Raw genomic sequence first — 17,596 nt, 5'->3', positions numbered from 1 at the left:
CGTGTTCACTCAGGGCTGCAAACATCAAAACCCCCCGTTCCGTTCCGTATCCTGTGCCCGCTCATTCCCGGTCTGTTCGCCTGCAAGCTCTCTCAGAAGCAGTGCGAGTACGCTCCGTACACTCTCCATACGAATTTCCGCGCGGCTGCCGTTCAACCGCAGGGCCTCCACTTTTCCGCCACCGGCAGAACCGAGGCCGTTCGTGAGGGGCCCGTCGATGCCCACGAAGACCGTCCCGACGGGCTTGCCGTCCTGGGGCTCGGGGCCGGCGACTCCGGTGGTGGCGACGCCCCAGTCAGCGCCCAGAGTCTTCCGTACGCCGGCTGCCATCTGGCCTGCGACCTGCGGATCCACCGCTCCTCGCTGCGCCAGCAGGGTGGCGTCGACACCCAGCAGTTCATGCTTCAGCTCTGTGGCGTAGGCGGTGACCGAACCCCGGAACACCTTGGACGCTCCGGGGACCGAAGTGATCTCCGCCGCCACCAGACCACCGGTGAGCGACTCGGCGACGGCGAGGGTCTCGCCCCTCACGGTCAGTAGTCGCACCAGTTCGGTGGCCTGTGAGCTCACGCTTCCTTCTCCTCCAACGCTGCCGCGCGCTCGGCGATTCCCTTTCGGCGCAGCACAATGGCTTGTCTTACGTAGTCGAGGCCGGTGACGACGGTGAGGACGACGGCCGCGGCCATCACCCAGAACCTCAGAGTGGCCAGCCATCCCGTCAGGGGCAGGACGTACATCCCGACCGCCACCCCCTGGGTGAGGGTCTTGAGCTTGCCCCCACGGCTGGCCGGGATCACGCCGTAGCGAATGACCAGAAAACGCAGCAGCGTGATGCCGAGTTCCCGGCCGAGGATCACGCCCGTCACCCACCATGGCAGATCGCCCAGGCCCGACAGACAGATGAGCGCCGCCCCCATGATGGCCTTGTCGGCGATGGGGTCGGCGATCTTCCCGAAGTCGGTGACCAGGTTGTAGGTGCGCGCGAGATGCCCGTCGAACAGGTCGGTGATCATGGCGATGGCGAAGGCCGCCCAGGCCAGCGAGCGCCAGGCCGGGTCGTAGCCGCCGTTCGCCAGCATCAGCGCCACGAAGCCGGGCACGAGGACCAGCCGGAGCATGGTCAGCAGGTTGGCGACGTTCCAGACGCTGGCCTGGTTGACGGCCGCGGCCGCGATCTTCCCGCCGCGCGGCGGCCTGCCACCGCCCTCGGGACCTGAAGCAGAACCGGAGACCTCGGACGCGGCGCCGTCGGCAGCGGGCCCCCGGGCGCCGTGCGCGCCGGAGGAGCCGCCCGCGGCGGATGCCGGGACTCCGGTCATCTGCCCGCCTCCTCACGACACGCGGGCGAGCCGGTCAGCGGCTCGGCCACCAGGTCGACACCTTCCGTACCGACCACCTTTGCTTCGACCATACGTCCGACGCTCAGGCCCTCGCCGCTCGTGAGGAGCACCTGGCCGTCGGTCTCGGGCGCCTGGTGTGCGGCGCGGCCGTACACGCCCTCTTCCTCGTCGACGGACTCGACCAGGACGCGCACCGTGTCGCCGACGCGCTCCTCGGCACGCTGCGAGACCAGTTCCTCGGCCAGCCGGGACACCCGCGCAAGGCGCTCGGCGACGACGTCCTCGTCGAGCTTGTCGTCGTACGTGGCCGCTTCCGTGCCCTCCTCGTCGGAGTAGCCGAAGACGCCGATGGCGTCCAGGCGAGCGCCGGTCAGGAAGCGCTCCAGCTCGGCCAGGTCCGCCTCGCTCTCGCCGGGGAAGCCGACGATGAAGTTGGAGCGCACGCCGGCCTGGGGGGCCTTGGAGCGGATCGTGTCGAGCAGTTCCAGGAAGCGGTCGGTGTCGCCGAAGCGGCGCATGGCGCGCAGCACGTCGGGCGCGGAGTGCTGGAAGGACAGGTCGAAGTACGGGGCGACCTTCGGGGTGGAGGTCAGCACGTCGATCAGGCCGGGGCGCATCTCGGCCGGCTGCAGGTAGCTCACCCGCACCCGCTCGATGCCGTCGACCTCGGCCAGCTCGGGCAGCAGGGACTCCAGCAGGCGGATGTCGCCCAGGTCCTTGCCGTAGGAGGTGTTGTTCTCGGAGACGAGCATGATCTCCTTCGCACCCTGCTCGGCCAGCCAGCGGGTCTCGTTCAGCACATCGCTGGGGCGGCGGGAGATGAAGGAGCCGCGGAAGGACGGGATGGCGCAGAAGGAGCAGCGGCGGTCACAGCCGGAGGCGAGCTTCACCGAGGCGACCGGGGAGCCGTCCAGGCGGCGGCGCAGGGGCGCGCGCGGACCGGAGGCGGGCGCGACGCCCTCCGGGAGGTCGGCCGGGCCGTGGCCGGGCAGCGCGACGGCGGCGGCCGACTCCTGCCGCTCTGCCGGGCTGATCGGGAGCAGCTTGCGGCGGTCGCGCGGGGTGTGGGAGGCGTGGACGCCGCCGGACAGGATGGTCTGCAGGCGGTCGGAGATGTCCGCGTAGTCGTCGAAGCCGAGCACGCCGTCGGCCTCGGGCAGCGCCTCGGCCAGCTCCTTGCCGTACCGCTCGGCCATGCAGCCCACCGCCACGACGGCCTGGGTTCTGCCATGATCCTTGAGGTCGTTGGCCTCCAGGAGGGCGTCGACGGAGTCCTTCTTCGCGGCCTCGACGAAGCCACAGGTGTTGACCACGGCGACGTCGGCGTCCGCGGCGTCCTCCACGAGCTGCCAGCCGTCCGCCTCCAAACGGCCTGCGAGCTCCTCGGAGTCCACCTCGTTACGGGCGCAGCCAAGAGTGACGAGGGCGACGGTACGGCGTTCAGGCATGGGCTCAAGACTACTTCGTCTCACCGACAGCCCACGTCGACGGGGTTGGCCGATCTTGGCCAACCCCGTCACACACGCTCTTTCCGAAGGGCCGTCTAGCCCGCGACGGGGTCGCCCTTGGTGTAGGTCAGGCGTTCCACCGCGCCCGGCTGGAAGTTGTCGTCGATCTTCTTGCCGTTGACGTACAGCTCGATCGCGCCGGCGTCACCGAGGATCAGGTTGATCTTGGAGCTGTCCTGGAAGGTCTTGGACTGGCCTTTTTTCAGCAGTCCGTCGAAGAGCATCCGGCCGTTGTGGTCCTTGGCCGAGATCCAGCTGCGTCCGCCCGGCGCACTGACCTGGACGGTCACCTTGTCCTGGGGCGCGGCGGCGATGGCGCTGTCGGAGGGCTCGGTGCTCGGCGCGGCGGGCTTGCCCTTCTTCGGCGTGGGCGAGGCGGGCCTGCTCGCGGCGGGTGTACCACTGCCCTCGGCGACCTGCGACTTCGCATCGTTTCCGGAGCCGCCGCCCCTGACCGCGGTGAAGCCGACGAAACCGATCACGACGACGATCGCGGCGACCATGGCCGCCGTCCAGTTCGGGCCGCGCCGCTCGGGCCGGATGCGCTCCGCCTCGAACAGGGGTGCGGCCGGGGTGGGCGCGGGACGGCCGCCGTGCTCGGCGTCGAACTGGGCGATCAAGGGGGCGGGATCGAGGCGCACGGCCCTGGCCAGCGTGCGGATGTGCCCGCGGGCGTAGACATCGCCGCCGCACGGGCCGAACTCGTCCGCCTCGATGGCGTGCACGATGGCGATACGGACACGAGTGGCGCTGCTGACGTCGTCCACGGTGAGCCCGGCCGCGATCCGCGCCTGCTGCAGGGCACGGCCCACGGAGACACGGGCCTCCCGGGACTCGTCGGGGAACGGACGCTCGTCTTCAGGGGAGTTGCCGATGGACACGGGGGCGCCTTTCGAGCGTGTAGCCACCTGTGCTGGAAGCTCAGTCTAGGGGTGGGACGAAAGGGTGGGGCAACCGGGCGGTGGGACTTTGTACGCCATCGGAACGGCCGGACGCACCGAGGGCTTGACAGGCAGATACCCCATGATGGGACTACTACCTGTCCTCTCGCTCAACTGGACGTACGACAAAGGGAAACGGTTGCTCGCCGTTCTCTAACAGGTGGGTCACGGCGATCCGGCCACCCGGCGTACGCGGCGTCCGCCGGACGGCCCTTCGCCCTGCTCCTCCTACTCCCCGGACTCCCCGCGGATCACGGCGAGCACGCCGTCCAGGTCGTCAGGCTTCACCAGAACGTCACGCGCCTTGGAGCCCTCGCTCGGTCCCACGATGTTGCGGGACTCCATGAGGTCCATGAGCCGCCCGGCCTTGGCGAAGCCGACCCGCAGCTTGCGCTGGAGCATGGAGGTCGACCCGAACTGCGTGGAGACGACCAGCTCGGCCGCCTGGCACAGCAGGTCGAGGTCGTCGCCGATGTCCTCGTCGATCTCCTTCTTCTGTTTGGTGCCGACCGTGACGTCGTCGCGGAAGACGGGCGCCATCTGGTCCTTGCAGTGCTGGACGACGACCGCGACCTCGGCCTCGGTGACGAACGCGCCCTGCATACGGGTGGGCTTGTTCGCGCCCATCGGCAGGAACAGGCCGTCGCCCTTGCCGATGAGCTTCTCGGCACCGGGCTGGTCGAGGATGACCCGGGAGTCGGCGAGCGAGGAGGTGGCGAAGGCCAGCCGGGAGGGCACGTTGGCCTTGATGAGACCCGTCACGACGTCCACGGAGGGCCGCTGGGTGGCGAGCACCAGGTGGATGCCGGCCGCGCGCGCGAGCTGCGTGATGCGCACGATCGCGTCCTCGACGTCGCGCGGGGCGACCATCATCAGGTCGGCCAGCTCGTCCACGATCACCAGGAGGTACGGGTACGGCTGCAGCTCCCGCTCGCTGCCCTCCGGCGGCTTGACCTTGCCCTCGCGGACGGCCTGGTTGAAGTCGTCGATGTGCCGGTAGCCGTAGGCCGCGAGGTCGTCGTAGCGCAGGTCCATCTCGCGTACGACCCACTGCAGCGCCTCGGCGGCCCGCTTGGGGTTGGTGATGATCGGCGTGATCAGGTGCGGGATGCCCTCGTAGGCGGTCAGCTCGACGCGCTTGGGATCTACCAGGATCATCCGGACGTCCTCCGGGGTCGCCCGCATCATGACCGAGGTGATCAGGCAGTTGATGCAGGACGACTTGCCGGAACCGGTGGCACCGGCGACCAGCATGTGCGGCATCTTCGCCAGCGAGTGCATCACGTACCCGCCCTCGACGTCCTTGCCGAAGGCGACCAGCATCGGGTCGTCGTCCTCGGCGGACTCCGCGAGACGCAGCACGTCGCCGAGGTTGACCATCTCGCGGTCGGTGTTCGGGATCTCGATGCCCACCGCGGACTTGCCGGGGATGGGGCTGATGATCCGCACGTCGGGACTGGCGACGGCGTACGCGATGTTCTTGGTCAGCGCGGTGATGCGCTCGACCTTCACGGCGGGGCCGAGCTCGACCTCGTAGCGGGTGACCGTCGGGCCGCGCGTGAAGCCGGTGACGGCGGCGTCGACCTTGAACTCGGTGAAGACCTGGGTGAGCGAGGCGACGACCGCGTCGTTGGCCTCGCTGCGCGCCTTGCCGGGACCGCCGCGGGTGAGGAGGTCCAGCGACGGCAGTGCGTAGGTGATGTCCCCGGACAGCTGGAGCTGCTCCGCCCGCGGCGGCAGGTCGCGCGGCGCGTCGGGGGCCTTCTTGGTCAGGTCGGGGACGATTCCTGGCTGGGGTTTCTCCTGCTTCGGGAGCGCCGCCGGGACCGGCGAGGGCGCGGGTTCCGGCGCCGGCGCGGGCACCGGCGTGGTCTCCTCGCGGTCGCCGACGCTGACGCCCTGGGTGAGGTCGGCGACCAGCGGGGAGGGCGGCATGCCGTGCAGCACCGCGCCGTCGAGGGCTGCGGCGGCGGCCGCCGCCACGTCCACGGCGTCCATCTGCCGCCGCGGATCCGGCTGGGGCACCGCGGAGCGCCTGGGGCGGCCGCGGCGCTGCGAGAGCGCCTCCTCCTCGGCACCGCCCGGGTCGTACGCCCGGGGGGCGGCCGAGCGCTTGCGGGGGCGCGCGGGCAGCGCCTCGCGCCACTGCTCGTCGTAGTGCGCGTCGTCCTCGGTGTACTCCAGCGCCTCGTGGTCGTGCAGCACGCCCAGGCGTACGCCGAGCGCCCGCAGCCGCTGGGGGATGGCGTTGACCGGGGTGGCGGTCACCACGAGCAGACCGAAGATCGTCAGCAGCACCAGCAGGGGTACGGCCAGCATGTCGGTCATGGTGTACGTCAGCGGGGTGGCCGCCGCCCAGCCGATGAGGCCGCCCGCGTCCCTTATCGCCTGCATGCCGTCGCTGCGCGCGGGCGAGCCGCAGGCGATGTGGACCTGGCCCAGCACGCCGATGACGAGCGCGGACAGGCCGATCACGATCCGGCCGTTGGCCTCCGGCTGCTCCGGGTGCCGGATGAACCGTACGGCGATCACCGCGAGCAGTATCGGCACCAGCAGGTCGAGCCGCCCGAAGGCACCGGTGACGAGGATCTCCACCAGGTCCCCGACGGGGCCCTTCAGATCGGCCCAGGTGCCGGCGGCGACGATCAGCGCGATGCCGAACAGCAACAGCGCGATGCCGTCCTTGCGGTGGGCCGGATCGAGGTTCTTCGCGCCCTGCCCTATGCCGCGGAAGACGGCGCCGACGGCGTGCGCGAGGCCCAGCCAGAGGGCGCGCACGAGCCGGTACACGCCCCCGGTGGGGCTCGGTGCCGGCTTCGGCGCCGCCTTCTTGGCCGGGGCCCTCTTCGCGGGCGCCTTCTTGGCCGGAGCCTTCTTTGCTGCGGCCTTTTTCGCTGCGGCCTTCTTCGCCGGAGCCTTCGCGGGAGCAGCCGCCTTCTTGGCGGGCTGCTTCTTGGCTGCGGAGGGACGTGAGGCCATGGGTGTGAGGTTACCGGGGGAGACCACAGCGGACACGTGTGCCCACAGCTTCACCCGTTCGTGTCGCCCTTGCCGGGGCGCGGAACTGACGAGCGCTCATGGGCAACCGCCGCCCGGGCGTATGTCAGTTCTGCGCCGGCACCGACGAACTGCCGGTGCCGGTGCCCGGCTCCAGGGCGTCGAGCGCGCGCCGCAACCCGGTGAGTTTGCGCTCCAGGTGGGCGGCCGTGGCCACCGCGGCCGCGTCCGCCGAATCGTCGTCCAGCTGCTTGGACAGCGCCTCGGCCTGCTCCTCGACGGCCGCGAGCCGCGCGGACAGCTCGGCCAGCAGCCCGGCGGACTCCTTGCCGCCGACCGCGCCCTTGCCGCCGCCCTCCAACTGCAGCCGCAACAGTGCCGCCTGCTCGCGCAGCTGGCAGTTCTTCATGTACAGCTCGACGAACACCGAGACCTTCGCGCGCAGCACCCACGGGTCGAACGGCTTGGAGATGTAGTCGACCGCACCCGCCGCGTAGCCGCGGAAGGTGTGGTGCGGGCCGTGGTTGATCGCCGTGAGGAAGATGATCGGGATGTCCCGGGTCCGCTCGCGCCGCTTGATGTGCGCGGCGGTCTCGAACCCGTCCATGCCCGGCATCTGGACGTCCAGCAGAATGACCGCGAAATCGTCCGTGAGCAGTGCTTTGAGCGCTTCCTCCCCGCTCGATGCCCGCACCAGCGTCTGATCGAGCGCAGAGAGGATGGCCTCCAGCGCCAGCAGATTCTCCGGCCGGTCATCGACCAGGAGGATCTTGGCCTTCTGCACCATGGCCCGCCCTCCTCGCCCCGGCGGTACACCGGGCGCCGCCCCAGGGGACGACTCCCTTTCGCCGCCCGTCCTTGTGCCGGTCATCGTAGCCGCACCCCGCCTGTCGCCACACCCTGTCACCGCGATGTCACTGTGCACGTACCGAAAACGGGGCGGGGGCCGGGATGGTTCCCGGAATCCCGCGTTCCCATACGTCTCCAGCCACCCTAAGCCGTCCGTTCGCAGTCGCCTCACGTGGGCAACTCCCGACACCCGCCGAGGGTTCCCGGGCCGTTCACATCCCGGTGTGCCGATCGTGTCACTCCCCGCCCATCCACTGCTGCATCACGGCCAGCAGATGATCCGGGTCGACCGGCTTGGTCACGTAGTCCGAGGCACCGGACTCGATCGCCTTCTCCCGGTCGCCCTTCATCGCCTTCGCGGTCAGCGCGATGATCGGCAGCCCGGCGAACTGCGGCATCCTGCGGATCGCCGTGGTCGTCGCGTACCCGTCCATCTCCGGCATCATGATGTCCATCAGCACGACCGCCACGTCGTCGTGCTGCTCCAGCACCTCGATGCCCTCACGGCCGTTCTCGGCGTACAGCACCGAAAGCCCGTGCTGCTCCAGGACGCTGGTCAGCGCGAACACATTGCGGATGTCGTCGTCGACGATCAGCACCTTCTCGCCGCCGAACCGCACCCCGCGCGCGAGGTGCGCCGCGCTCTCCTGCTCCGGGACCGCCACCCGGTGCTCGGGCCGCTGCTCATCCTGCGGCAGGCTCCGCCGCCGGCGCCGGAAGAGCGCGGCGGGACCGTTCTGCGTCTCGCGGTACGACATCACCTCGGCCGGGGTCTCGATCTCCACGGCGGACAGCTCCAAGGACTGCCTGGCCTCGGAGGCGAGCAGTTCGCCGGCCTCCAGCGGGGGCACGGACTGCTGGTAGCCCTGCGGCGGCAGTTCGCTCGGGTGCAGCGGCAGGTACAGCGTGAACGTCGAGCCTCGGCCCGGTTCGCTCTGCGCGTGGATCTCACCGCCGAGCAGCTGTGCGATCTCCCGGGAGATGGACAGGCCGAGGCCGGTGCCGCCGTACTTGCGGCTGGTCGTGCCGTCCGCCTGCTTGAACGCCTCGAAGATCACCCGCATCTTGCTGGCGGCGATACCGATGCCGGTGTCCGTCACCGAGAACGCGATCAGCGGCGCGTCCGGATCGGTCAGCGAGCCGGCCTCCAGCAGCTGCTCCCGGATGCCCACCGGTACGGCCGCGCCGGCCGGCCTGATCACCAGCTCCACCGACCCGGAGTCGGTGAACTTCACCGCGTTCGACAGCAGGTTGCGCAGCACCTGCAGCAGCCGCTGCTCGTCGGTGTGCAGTGTCGCCGGCAGCTCCGGGGAGACCCGTACGGACAGATCAAGCCCCTTCTCCGCGGTCAGCGGCCGGAAGGTGGCCTCCACGTAGTCCACGAGCTGCACGAGCGCGATACGCGTCGGTGAGACGTCCATCTTGCCCGCCTCGACCTTCGACAGGTCGAGGATGTCGTTGATCAGCTGGAGCAGATCGGAACCCGCGCCGTGGATGGTCTCGGCGAACTCCACCTGCTTCGGCGAGAGATTGCCCTCGGCGTTGTCGGCGAGCAGCTTCGCCAGGATCAGCAGCGAGTTGAGCGGCGTACGCAGCTCGTGCGACATGTTGGCGAGGAACTCGCTCTTGTAGCGCATCGACACGGCGAGCTGCTCGGCGCGCTCCTCCAGGACCTGCCGGGCCTCCTCGATCTCGGTGTTCTTCACCTCGATGTCGCGGTTCTGCCGGGCCAGCAGCTCGGCCTTCTCCTCCAGTTCGGCGTTGGAGGCCTGCAGCGCCTTCTGCCGGTTCTCCAACTCGGCCGAGCGCTCGCGCAGTTGCTCGGTCAGCTCCTGCGACTGCTTGAGCAGCTGCTCGGTCTTGGTGTTGACCGAGATGGTGTTGACGCTGGTCGCGATCATCTCGGCGATCTGGTTGAGGAAGTCCTTCTGGATCTGCGTGAACGGCGTGAAGGAGGCGAGCTCGATCACACCGAGCACATTGCCCTCGAACAGCACCGGCAGCACGATGACCTGCGCCGGCGGCGCCTCGCCGAGCCCGGAGGAGATCCTCAGATACCCGCTGGGCGCGTTCTCCACCAGGATCGTGCGCTTCTCCTGCGCGGCCGTACCGACCAGCGCCTCCCCCGGCCGGAACGACGTCGGCATGGAGCCCATCGAGTAGCCGTACGAGCCGAGCATGCGCAGCTCGTACCGGTCCTCGGCCTCCCCGCTCAGCTCCTGCCCCTCCATGAGGGACATCGCCACGAAGAACGCGCCGTGCTGCGCGGACACCACCGGCGTCAGCTCGCTCATGATCAGCGAGGCGACGTCCTCCAGGTCCCGGCGTCCCTGCATCAGCGCGGAGATGCGGGCGAGGTTGCCCTTGAGCCAGTCCTGCTCCTCGTTGGCGATCGTGGTGTCGCGCAGGTTGGCGATCATCTTGTTGATGTAGTCCTGCAGTTCCTGGATCTCGCCGGACGCGTCCACGTCGATCTTCAGGTTCAGGTCGCCGCGGGTCACCGCGGTCGCCACGCGCGCGATGGCACGCACCTGCCGGGTCAGGTTCCCGGCCATCTCGTTCACGGACTCGGTGAGGTCCCGCCAGGTGCCGTCGACGTCACGCACGCGTGCCTGACCGCCGAGCTGTCCTTCCGTGCCCACCTCGCGGGCCACGCGCGTGACCTCCTCGGCGAAGCTGGACAGCTGGTCGACCATCGTGTTGATCGTCGTCTTCAGTTCAAGGATCTCGCCGCGGGCGTCAATGTCGATCTTCTTCGTCAGGTCACCCTTGGCGATGGCCGTGGTGACCATGGCGATGTTGCGCACCTGGCCCGTCAGGTTGGACGCCATCTGGTTCACGGACTCGGTGAGGTCCTTCCAGGTGCCGGCCACCCCCGGCACGTGCGCCTGGCCGCCCAGGATGCCGTCCGTGCCCACCTCACGGGCCACCTTGGTGACCTGGTCGGCGAACGAGCTCAGCGTCTTCACCATCGTGTTGATGGTGTCGGCGAGCTGCGCGACCTCACCGCGCGCCTCGATGGTGACCTGACGCGTCAGATCACCGTTGGCGACCGCCGCGGCGACCTGCGAGATGTTCCGCACCTGCATGGTCAGGTTGTTGGCCATCAGGTTGACGTTGTTGCTGAGGTCCTTCCAGATACCGGTGACGCCCGGCACGTGCGCCTGGCCGCCCAGAATGCCCTCGGTGCCCACCTCACGGGCCACCCGGGTCACCTGCTCGGCGAAGCTGGACAGCTGGTCGACCATCGTGTTGACCGTCGTGACGAGCTCAAGGATCTCGCCCTTCGCGTCAACAGTGATCTTCTTCGACAGGTCACCCTTGGCCACCCCGGTCGTGACCTCGGCGATGTTGCGCACCTGGATCGTCAGGTTGTTCGCCATGAAGTTCACGGACTGCGTGAGGTCCTTCCAGGTACCGGAGACACCCTGCACCTCGGCCTGACCGCCGAGGATGCCCTCCGTACCCACCTCACGGGCCACCCGCGTGACCTCCTCGGCGAACGACGACAGCTGGTCCACCATCGTGTTCAGGGTGTTCTTCAGCTCCAGGATCTCCCCGCGCGCGTCCACGGTGATCTTCTGGGAGAGGTCACCGCGGGCCACGGCGGTGGCGACCTGCGCGATGTTGCGCACCTGCGCGGTCAGGTTGCCGGCCATGCCGTTCACGGAGTCGGTCAGGTCGCGCCACACGCCGGCGACACCGGGCACCTGCGCCTGACCGCCGAGGCGGCCCTCCGTACCCACGTCACGGGCGACCCGCGTCACCTGGTCGGCGAAGGCGGACAGCTGATCAACCATCGTGTTGATCGTGTTCTTCAGCTCAAGGATCTCGCCGCGCGCGTCAACATCGATCTTCTGCGACAGGTCACCGCGCGCCACGGCCGTCGTCACCTGGGCGATCTGCCGCACCTGGGAGGTGAGGTTGCCGGCCATGAAGTTGACGGAGTCCGTCAGCTCCTTCCACGTGCCGGACACGCCGTCCACCCGGGCCTGACCGCCCAGCCGGCCTTCCGTACCCACGTCCCTGGCCATCCGCGTCACCTGGTCGGCGAAGCTCGACAGTTGGTCCACCATCGTGTTCACGGTGTTCTTCAGCTGAAGCATCTCGCCGGAGACGTCCACGGTGACCTTCTGGGACAGGTCGCCGTTGGCCACCGCCGTGGTCACCTGGGCGATGTTGCGCACCTGCCCGGTGAGGTTGCGGAACGCCGTGTTGACGGAGTCGGTCAGATCCTTCCAGGCACCGGCCGCGCCCGGCACCTGCGCCTGACCGCCCAGCTCGCCCTCGACCCCGATCTCCCGCGCGACCCGCGTCACCTCGGCACCGAACGCCGACAGCTGGTCCACCATCCCGTTGACGGTGTTCTTCAGCTCCAGCATCTCGCCGGCCACGTCGACCGTGACCTTCTGCGACAGATCACCGCTGGCCACGGCGGTCGTCACGGTGGCGATGTCCCGCACCTGCGTGGTCAGGTTCCGGAAGACCGTGTTGACGGAGTCCGTCAGGTCCTTCCACGTACCGGCCGCGCCCGGCACGTTCGCCTGGCCGCCCAGCCGCCCCTCCGCGCCGACCTCGTTCGCGACGCGCGTGACCTCGTCCGCGAAGATCCGCAGCGTCTCGGTCATCTGGTTGATCGTCTCGGCGAGCTGCGCCACCTCGCCGCGCGCCGGAACCGTCACCTTCCGCGACAGGTCACCATTGGCGACCGCGGTCGTGACCTGCGAGATCCCACGGACCTGCGCGGTCAGGTTGCCCGCCATCGTGTTGACGGAGTCGGTCAGCTCCTTCCACACACCGGCCACACCCGGCACCTGCGCCTGACCGCCCAGGATGCCCTCGGTGCCCACCTCACGGGCCACCCGCGTGACCTCGGACGAGAACGACGACAGCTGCTCCACCATCGTGTTGACGGTGTTCTTCAGCTCCAGCATCTCGCCCGCGACATGCACGGTGACCTTGCGTGACAGGTCACCCCGCGCGACCGCCGTCGTCACCAGCGCGATGTCACGCACCTGTGCGGTCAGCCGGTTGGCCATGGTGTTGACGGACTCGGTCAGGTCCTTCCACGAACCCGACATACCGCGCAGCTGGGCCTGACCGCCGAGCTTGCCCTCGGTGCCGACCTCGCTGGCCACCCGCGTGACCTCGTCCGTGAACGTCGACAACTGGTCGACCAGGTTGTTGACGGTACGGCCGACCTTCAGGAACTCGCCGCGCAGCGGATGCCCCGTACCGTCGTCCGGTGCCTGCGTCCGCAGCTCCATCCGCGGCGACAGATCACCCTCGGCCACGGCCGTGAGCACCCGGCCGACCTCCGAGACCGGCCAGACGAGATCATCCACCAGCGCGTTGGAGGCGTCGATCGCGGACGCCCAGGAGCCCTCACAGGCCCCCGTCTCCAGCCGTTCCGTGAGTTTTCCCTCACGCCCCACCATGCGCCGCACCCGGGACAGCTCACCGGTGAGATGCAGGTTCCGGTCGGCCACCTCGTTGAAGACGGCCGAAATCTCCGACATCACACCGTCCCCGGAGACGGTGAGCCGCTTGCGGAAGTTCCCGTCACGCATCGAGACGAGAGCCGCCAGCAGCCGGTTCAGGGCAGCCGTGTCCACCTCGGTGGTGCCGCCGCGCCTGCCCAGGGACGGTCCGCCTTTCGCGCGCGTCTTCGTGCCACGCGTCGCCGCGCCAGACTCCACTGTGTCCCTCCCGGAGGGGTAGACCGTTACTGCTGTGCTCGGCCGCTTCGGCCCGGCGTGCCGGTCATCGACCTACCGGTTGCTTCTGCGTACCTGTTACTGCTGTGTATGTGTTACTGCTGCGTAGTTCTGCCAGACGAGATCCGGCCACACCAGGGGCTGCTGCCCGCCGTACACGGAACGCACGCAGCCCGACCCGACCTTCACCAGAAGCCTGCCCAGTGTTTCACCCTGCCCGAACCAGGCCATAACAGTTCGGCAGCTTCGCACATCGTCCGCACACCCTGGGGGGTAAACACCGGCGACCGGCACCCGCTCGGACGGCGAAGGTAAGTAACCTTGCATGCGGCTGTCCAGCCGCACCGGTCCGACCGGCCTGGGCGGTGGCACGAGAACGAGCGGGCATCGGAGGGGCGGCCGCAGACCATGACCACCGGAGTCATCCCCGGGGGACAGCCCCCGGAGCCACAGCCGACGGGCGCGCTGATGCCGCAGCAGCGGAGCGAGCCGGCCGGCCACGCAGCCCTGCACGTAGACAACCGGCCGAGGAGTTCTGTGATCACCGCGCGCGCGGCCGCCACCTTCGAGCCCGTCGGGCGATCGGTCGCGACCGCCCGGTCCTTCGTCCGCGACACCCTGCAGGGCTGGGGCTTCGCCGACATCGTCGACGACGCCGTCGTCCTCACCAGCGAGCTCGTGACGAACGCCGTCGTCCACGCGGGCACGCACGCGGACGTCCTGTGCCTGCGCACCGAGGACGGCGTGCGCATCGAGGTCTCCGACCGCTATCCCGAGCGCGAGGTCCCCCTCCAGAGCTCGCCGTCCACCATGGGCAGCCCCGACCGCGAGGGCGGCCGCGGCCTCCAGCTGTGCGCGGCCCTGGCCACCCGCTGGGGCGTCGACTACACCCCCACCCACAAGAACGTCTGGTTCCAGCTCAACCTGCCCGAACGCGTGGTCGGCACCCGAACCGCCGGCCCGTCCCTGCCCGCGGACCTCCTCCCGCTGGCCGACGGCCGGGTCCGCGTCGCCGTCGTCCAGATCGACCGCAAGGGCTCCATCACCTCCTGGAACGAGGACGCAGAGGAACTCTTCGGCCATGCGGCCGCCGAGGTCGTCGGCAGGCCCCTCACCGAACTCGCGGCCTGGCCGCACACCCCGGGCACCAGCACCGGCGTGGCCGAGGCCCTCCAGCTCTCCCGCTGGGAGGGCAGCTACGGCATCCGCGGCGCCGACGGCCGTGTGGCCCCGGTCTACGCCTCCCACCTCCGGGTCCGCGACACGGGCGGCGAACCCTCCACCGTCTGTCTGCTGGTCCGCGACCACGAACGCGCCGTCCTGCAGACCCCGTCGCGCGTCCCGGCCGGCGACCAGAACCAGACCTCCGACGGCCAGAGCACCGACCCGTTCGAGGTGTTCATCGGCTCCCCCGCCCCGGACGACCTCGACGGCCTGCTGCAGCGCACCGTGGAGCGCGCCCGCGACATGCTCGACGCGGACTCCGCGTTCCTGCTGCTGGCCACCGACGACGAGACCGAACTGGAGGTGCGCGCCTCCACCGGCCTGCCCTCCGCCCGCCAGCGCTTCGCGCGCGTGCCCGTCGAGGCCGGCCCCGGCCGCTACGGCTCCGCACGCATGCCGGCCGTCCACGACGACCTCACATCCGTCCCCGGGGCCGTACCGCTGCTGAACGGCACGGGCATGCGCTCGGTCGTCACGGTCCCGCTGAAGGTCGAGGGCCGCCTGACCGGCTCGCTCGGCGTCGCCGCCGAGGCACCCGGCCGGTACTCCAACGAGGAGGCGCTGCGCCTGCAGTTCGCCGCCGACCGCATCGCCCTGGCCGTCGAGTCGGCCCGCCTGGGCGAGCTGGAGCGGCTGCGCCGCGGCTCCCTGAGCTTCCTGGTCGAGGCCTCCGACCTGCTGGCCGGCACCCTGGACCGCGACCAGACGCTGGCCCTGATGGCCCAGATGACGGTCCCCACCCTGGCCACCTGGTGCGCCGTCTACACGATCGCCGACCAGGCCTCGGAGCCGTACCTGTCGTACGTCCTGCACGAGGACGAGGAACTGATCGACGGCATCAAGTCGTTGCTGTCGAAGATCCCGTCACCCGATCCGGTACCGACGCCCGGCGCCCGCGTCTGGACCACCCCCGGCGAGGTCGCCCACAAGGCCGCCCTGCGCAGTTCCATGCGCAGCCTCGGCCTCGCCGGCGGGCCCACGCACCAGATCTCCTCGGGCATCGGCCCGACCCTCGCGACGGCCTCCGCGGTGGGCGGCGAGACGGTCGTGCTCCCGCTCGTCGCGCGCAACCGCGTCATCGGCATGCTGGTCCTCGGCAAGCCGACCGACGAACACTTCCGCCAGGAGATCCTGGAACTGGCCGAGGACCTGTCCCGCCGGGCCGCTCTCGCCCTGGACAACGCCCGTCTCTACTCGGAGCGCACGGCCATCAGCCAGGCCCTCCAGCGCAGCCTGCTCCCGCCGGGTACGCCGCACATCGACGGCGTCGAGGTCGAGGTCATCTACCGCGCGGCCGGCGAGGGCAACGAGGTCGGCGGTGACTTCTACGACCTCTTCCCGATCGGCAACGGCGCCTACGGCTTCGCCATCGGCGACGTGTGCGGTACGGGCCCGAACGCGGCGGCGGTCACCGGCCTCGCCCGGCACGCCCTGCGCCTGCTGGCCCGCGAGGGCCTGAGCGGCCCCGCCGTCCTGCAGCGCCTCAACTCCGCGATCCTCGACGAGGGCGACCGCAGCCGCTTCCTGACCCTCCTGTACGGCGAGATGCGCCCGCAGGAGGACGGCAGTGCCGAGCTGAAGGTGGTCTGCGCCGGCCACCCGCTCCCGCTGCGCCTGCGCCAGGACGGCACGGTCACGGCGGCTGCCGAACCGCAGCCCCTGCTGGGCGTGATCGAGGACCTGGAGTTGCACGAGGAGACGGTCACCCTCGACCCGGGCGACGTCCTGCTGTGCGTCACGGACGGTGTCACCGAACGCCGTGAGGGCTCACGCATGCTGGGCGACGACGGCCTCGCCGACGTCCTCACGACGTGCACGGGTCTGACGGCGGGCGCGGTCGCGGCACGCATCATGCGCGCGGTGGAACGCTTCGCCTCGGACGCCCCGTCGGATGACATGGCGATTCTGGCGATGCGCGTCCCGGGAATCCACAAGGACATGTGAGGAAACAGGAAGCACGAAAAAGGCCCACCCGGAAGGGTGGGCCTTTTTACTGGAGCCCCCAAACGGAATCGAACCGTTGACCTTCTCCTTACCATGGAGACGCTCTGCCGACTGAGCTATAGGGGCCTGTCGTTTCTGAGGTTTCCCTCGCGGCGACGAAGAAACTGTACCCCGGGGAGGCCCGAGTTCCCAAATTCGTTCGGGCACCCACTCAGAAGGCAGGCTGAAGCAAGCCCCCAAGGGCATTGCAGGCGGACACGATCCGCTGCATCTCCCGCTTGGTGAGCGAGGCGTCCACGGGCAGTGTCAGTGTCTCGTCGGCGGCCAGCTCGGTCTCCGGCAGGGACACGCACCGACGGAACTCCGGCAGCCGGTGCACGGGCGTCTTAACCGGCGCCCGGCACTCAACTCCCTTGGCCCGCAAGGCCAGCGCGAACGCGTCCCGGTCCGGCCGGCCGTTCCCCGGCACCCGCACGACGTACTGCTGATAGGTGTGCCCGTCACCGCCGTCCGGCGTCCGTACGCCCTTCAACTTGGCATCGAGATACGCGGCCCGCTCCCTGCGCTGCGCTATCTCGTCGTACGGCGCCTCGGACTCGCCCTGCTCCAGCACCAGCAGCCCGTACCGCTGTCCGATCGCGTGCAACCGCGCCAGATCGGCCCCCCGTCCGAAACGGTGTACGACAACGACGGCGGCCGTACGGGGAGTTACGGCCGCCTCGACAGCGACGGGGTCCAGGCAGTACGTCACCGGGTCTATGTCGGCGAACACCGGGAGTGCACCGGCCAGGGTCACGGCCTCGGCGACCTCGACGTTCCCGAAGGCCGGCACGACGACCTCGTCACCGACTCCGACACCGGCGGCCCTGAGCATTGCAGCAGTTCCCATGCGCTGGATGCTGGGCGCGCGACGTGAACGACACGTTAAGGAAAAAATAAAAAGGTCGGACCCTGAACCGAAGTTCAGGATCCGACCTTTCTCAAGATTTGTTCGGCGGTGTCCTACTCTCCCACAGGGTCCCCCCTGCAGTACCATCGGCGCTGTGAGGCTTAGCTTCCGGGTTCGGAATGTAACC

General features: G+C 69.6%; 9 protein-coding genes, 1 tRNA gene and 1 rRNA gene. 1 reads left to right on the top strand and 10 read right to left on the bottom strand.

The window, feature by feature from the left end; translation table 11 throughout:
- Positions 1-24 precede the first annotated feature (24 nt).
- From ABZ624_RS36155 to ABZ624_RS36125, 7 genes are all read right to left on the bottom strand, one after another.
- Positions 25-570: a CinA family protein gene (locus ABZ624_RS36155; RefSeq protein WP_360098745.1), complete on the bottom strand. Its 546-nt coding sequence runs from the start codon at positions 568-570 to the stop codon at positions 25-27.
- The gene (pgsA, locus tag ABZ624_RS36150) at positions 567-1,319 is read right to left on the bottom strand and encodes a CDP-diacylglycerol--glycerol-3-phosphate 3-phosphatidyltransferase (protein ID WP_360098743.1); all 753 of its coding nucleotides are present in this window, start codon (positions 1,317-1,319) and stop codon (positions 567-569) included. Before pgsA ends, ABZ624_RS36155 begins: the two co-directional genes overlap by 4 nt.
- Positions 1,316-2,788, bottom strand: a complete 1,473-nt coding sequence (rimO, locus tag ABZ624_RS36145) for a 30S ribosomal protein S12 methylthiotransferase RimO (protein ID WP_360098741.1) — start codon at positions 2,786-2,788, stop codon at positions 1,316-1,318. The genes pgsA and rimO overlap by 4 nt, the downstream gene beginning before the upstream one ends.
- A gap of 95 nt (positions 2,789-2,883) precedes the next feature.
- Entirely contained in the window at positions 2,884-3,729 is an 846-nt protein-coding gene (locus tag ABZ624_RS36140; protein WP_360098739.1) for a RodZ domain-containing protein, read from the bottom strand.
- Between the two features lie 288 nt (positions 3,730-4,017).
- Entirely contained in the window at positions 4,018-6,768 is a 2,751-nt protein-coding gene (locus tag ABZ624_RS36135) for a DNA translocase FtsK (RefSeq protein WP_360098737.1), read from the bottom strand.
- Between the two features lie 124 nt (positions 6,769-6,892).
- On the bottom strand, positions 6,893-7,573 hold the full coding sequence (locus ABZ624_RS36130; protein WP_360098735.1) for a response regulator: 681 nt from the start codon (positions 7,571-7,573) through the stop codon (positions 6,893-6,895).
- A 298-nt stretch (positions 7,574-7,871) separates the two neighbouring features.
- Positions 7,872-13,334, bottom strand: a complete 5,463-nt coding sequence (locus tag ABZ624_RS36125) for a HAMP domain-containing protein (protein WP_360098733.1) — start codon at positions 13,332-13,334, stop codon at positions 7,872-7,874.
- Between the two features lie 426 nt (positions 13,335-13,760).
- On the opposite strand from ABZ624_RS36125, the gene ABZ624_RS36120 reads away from it, so the two are divergent.
- Positions 13,761-16,520, top strand: a complete 2,760-nt coding sequence (locus ABZ624_RS36120; RefSeq protein ID WP_360098731.1) for a SpoIIE family protein phosphatase — start codon at positions 13,761-13,763, stop codon at positions 16,518-16,520.
- Positions 16,521-16,570: 50 nt separating this feature from the next.
- Here ABZ624_RS36120 and ABZ624_RS36115 read toward each other — a convergent pair.
- The 3 genes from ABZ624_RS36115 to rrf all read right to left on the bottom strand — a co-directional run.
- A tRNA-Thr gene (locus ABZ624_RS36115) sits at positions 16,571-16,646 on the bottom strand.
- A gap of 85 nt (positions 16,647-16,731) precedes the next feature.
- Positions 16,732-17,394 (bottom strand): DegT/DnrJ/EryC1/StrS family aminotransferase, encoded by a 663-nt coding sequence (locus ABZ624_RS36110; protein WP_360098816.1) that lies wholly within the window; start codon positions 17,392-17,394, stop codon positions 16,732-16,734.
- A gap of 115 nt (positions 17,395-17,509) precedes the next feature.
- Positions 17,510-17,596, bottom strand: a 5S ribosomal RNA gene (gene rrf / locus ABZ624_RS36105); the annotation flags it as partial.

The organism is Streptomyces sp. NPDC007205, from assembly GCF_040634095.1.
Lineage (GTDB): Bacteria > Actinomycetota > Actinomycetes > Streptomycetales > Streptomycetaceae > Streptomyces.
This window is presented reverse-complemented; position numbering and strand designations above follow the sequence as displayed.

Coding starts and splice junctions, on each gene's coding strand:
- rimO (WP_360098741.1), bottom strand. CDS start 2,788: ATGCCTGAACGCCGTACCGTCGCCCTCGTCACTCTTGGCTGCGCCCGT.
- pgsA (WP_360098743.1), bottom strand. CDS start 1,319: ATGACCGGAGTCCCGGCATCCGCCGCGGGCGGCTCCTCCGGCGCGCAC.
- ABZ624_RS36135 (WP_360098737.1), bottom strand. CDS start 6,768: ATGGCCTCACGTCCCTCCGCAGCCAAGAAGCAGCCCGCCAAGAAGGCG.
- ABZ624_RS36120 (WP_360098731.1), top strand. CDS start 13,761: ATGACCACCGGAGTCATCCCCGGGGGACAGCCCCCGGAGCCACAGCCG.
- ABZ624_RS36110 (WP_360098816.1), bottom strand. CDS start 17,394: ATGCTCAGGGCCGCCGGTGTCGGAGTCGGTGACGAGGTCGTCGTGCCG.
- ABZ624_RS36130 (WP_360098735.1), bottom strand. CDS start 7,573: ATGGTGCAGAAGGCCAAGATCCTCCTGGTCGATGACCGGCCGGAGAAT.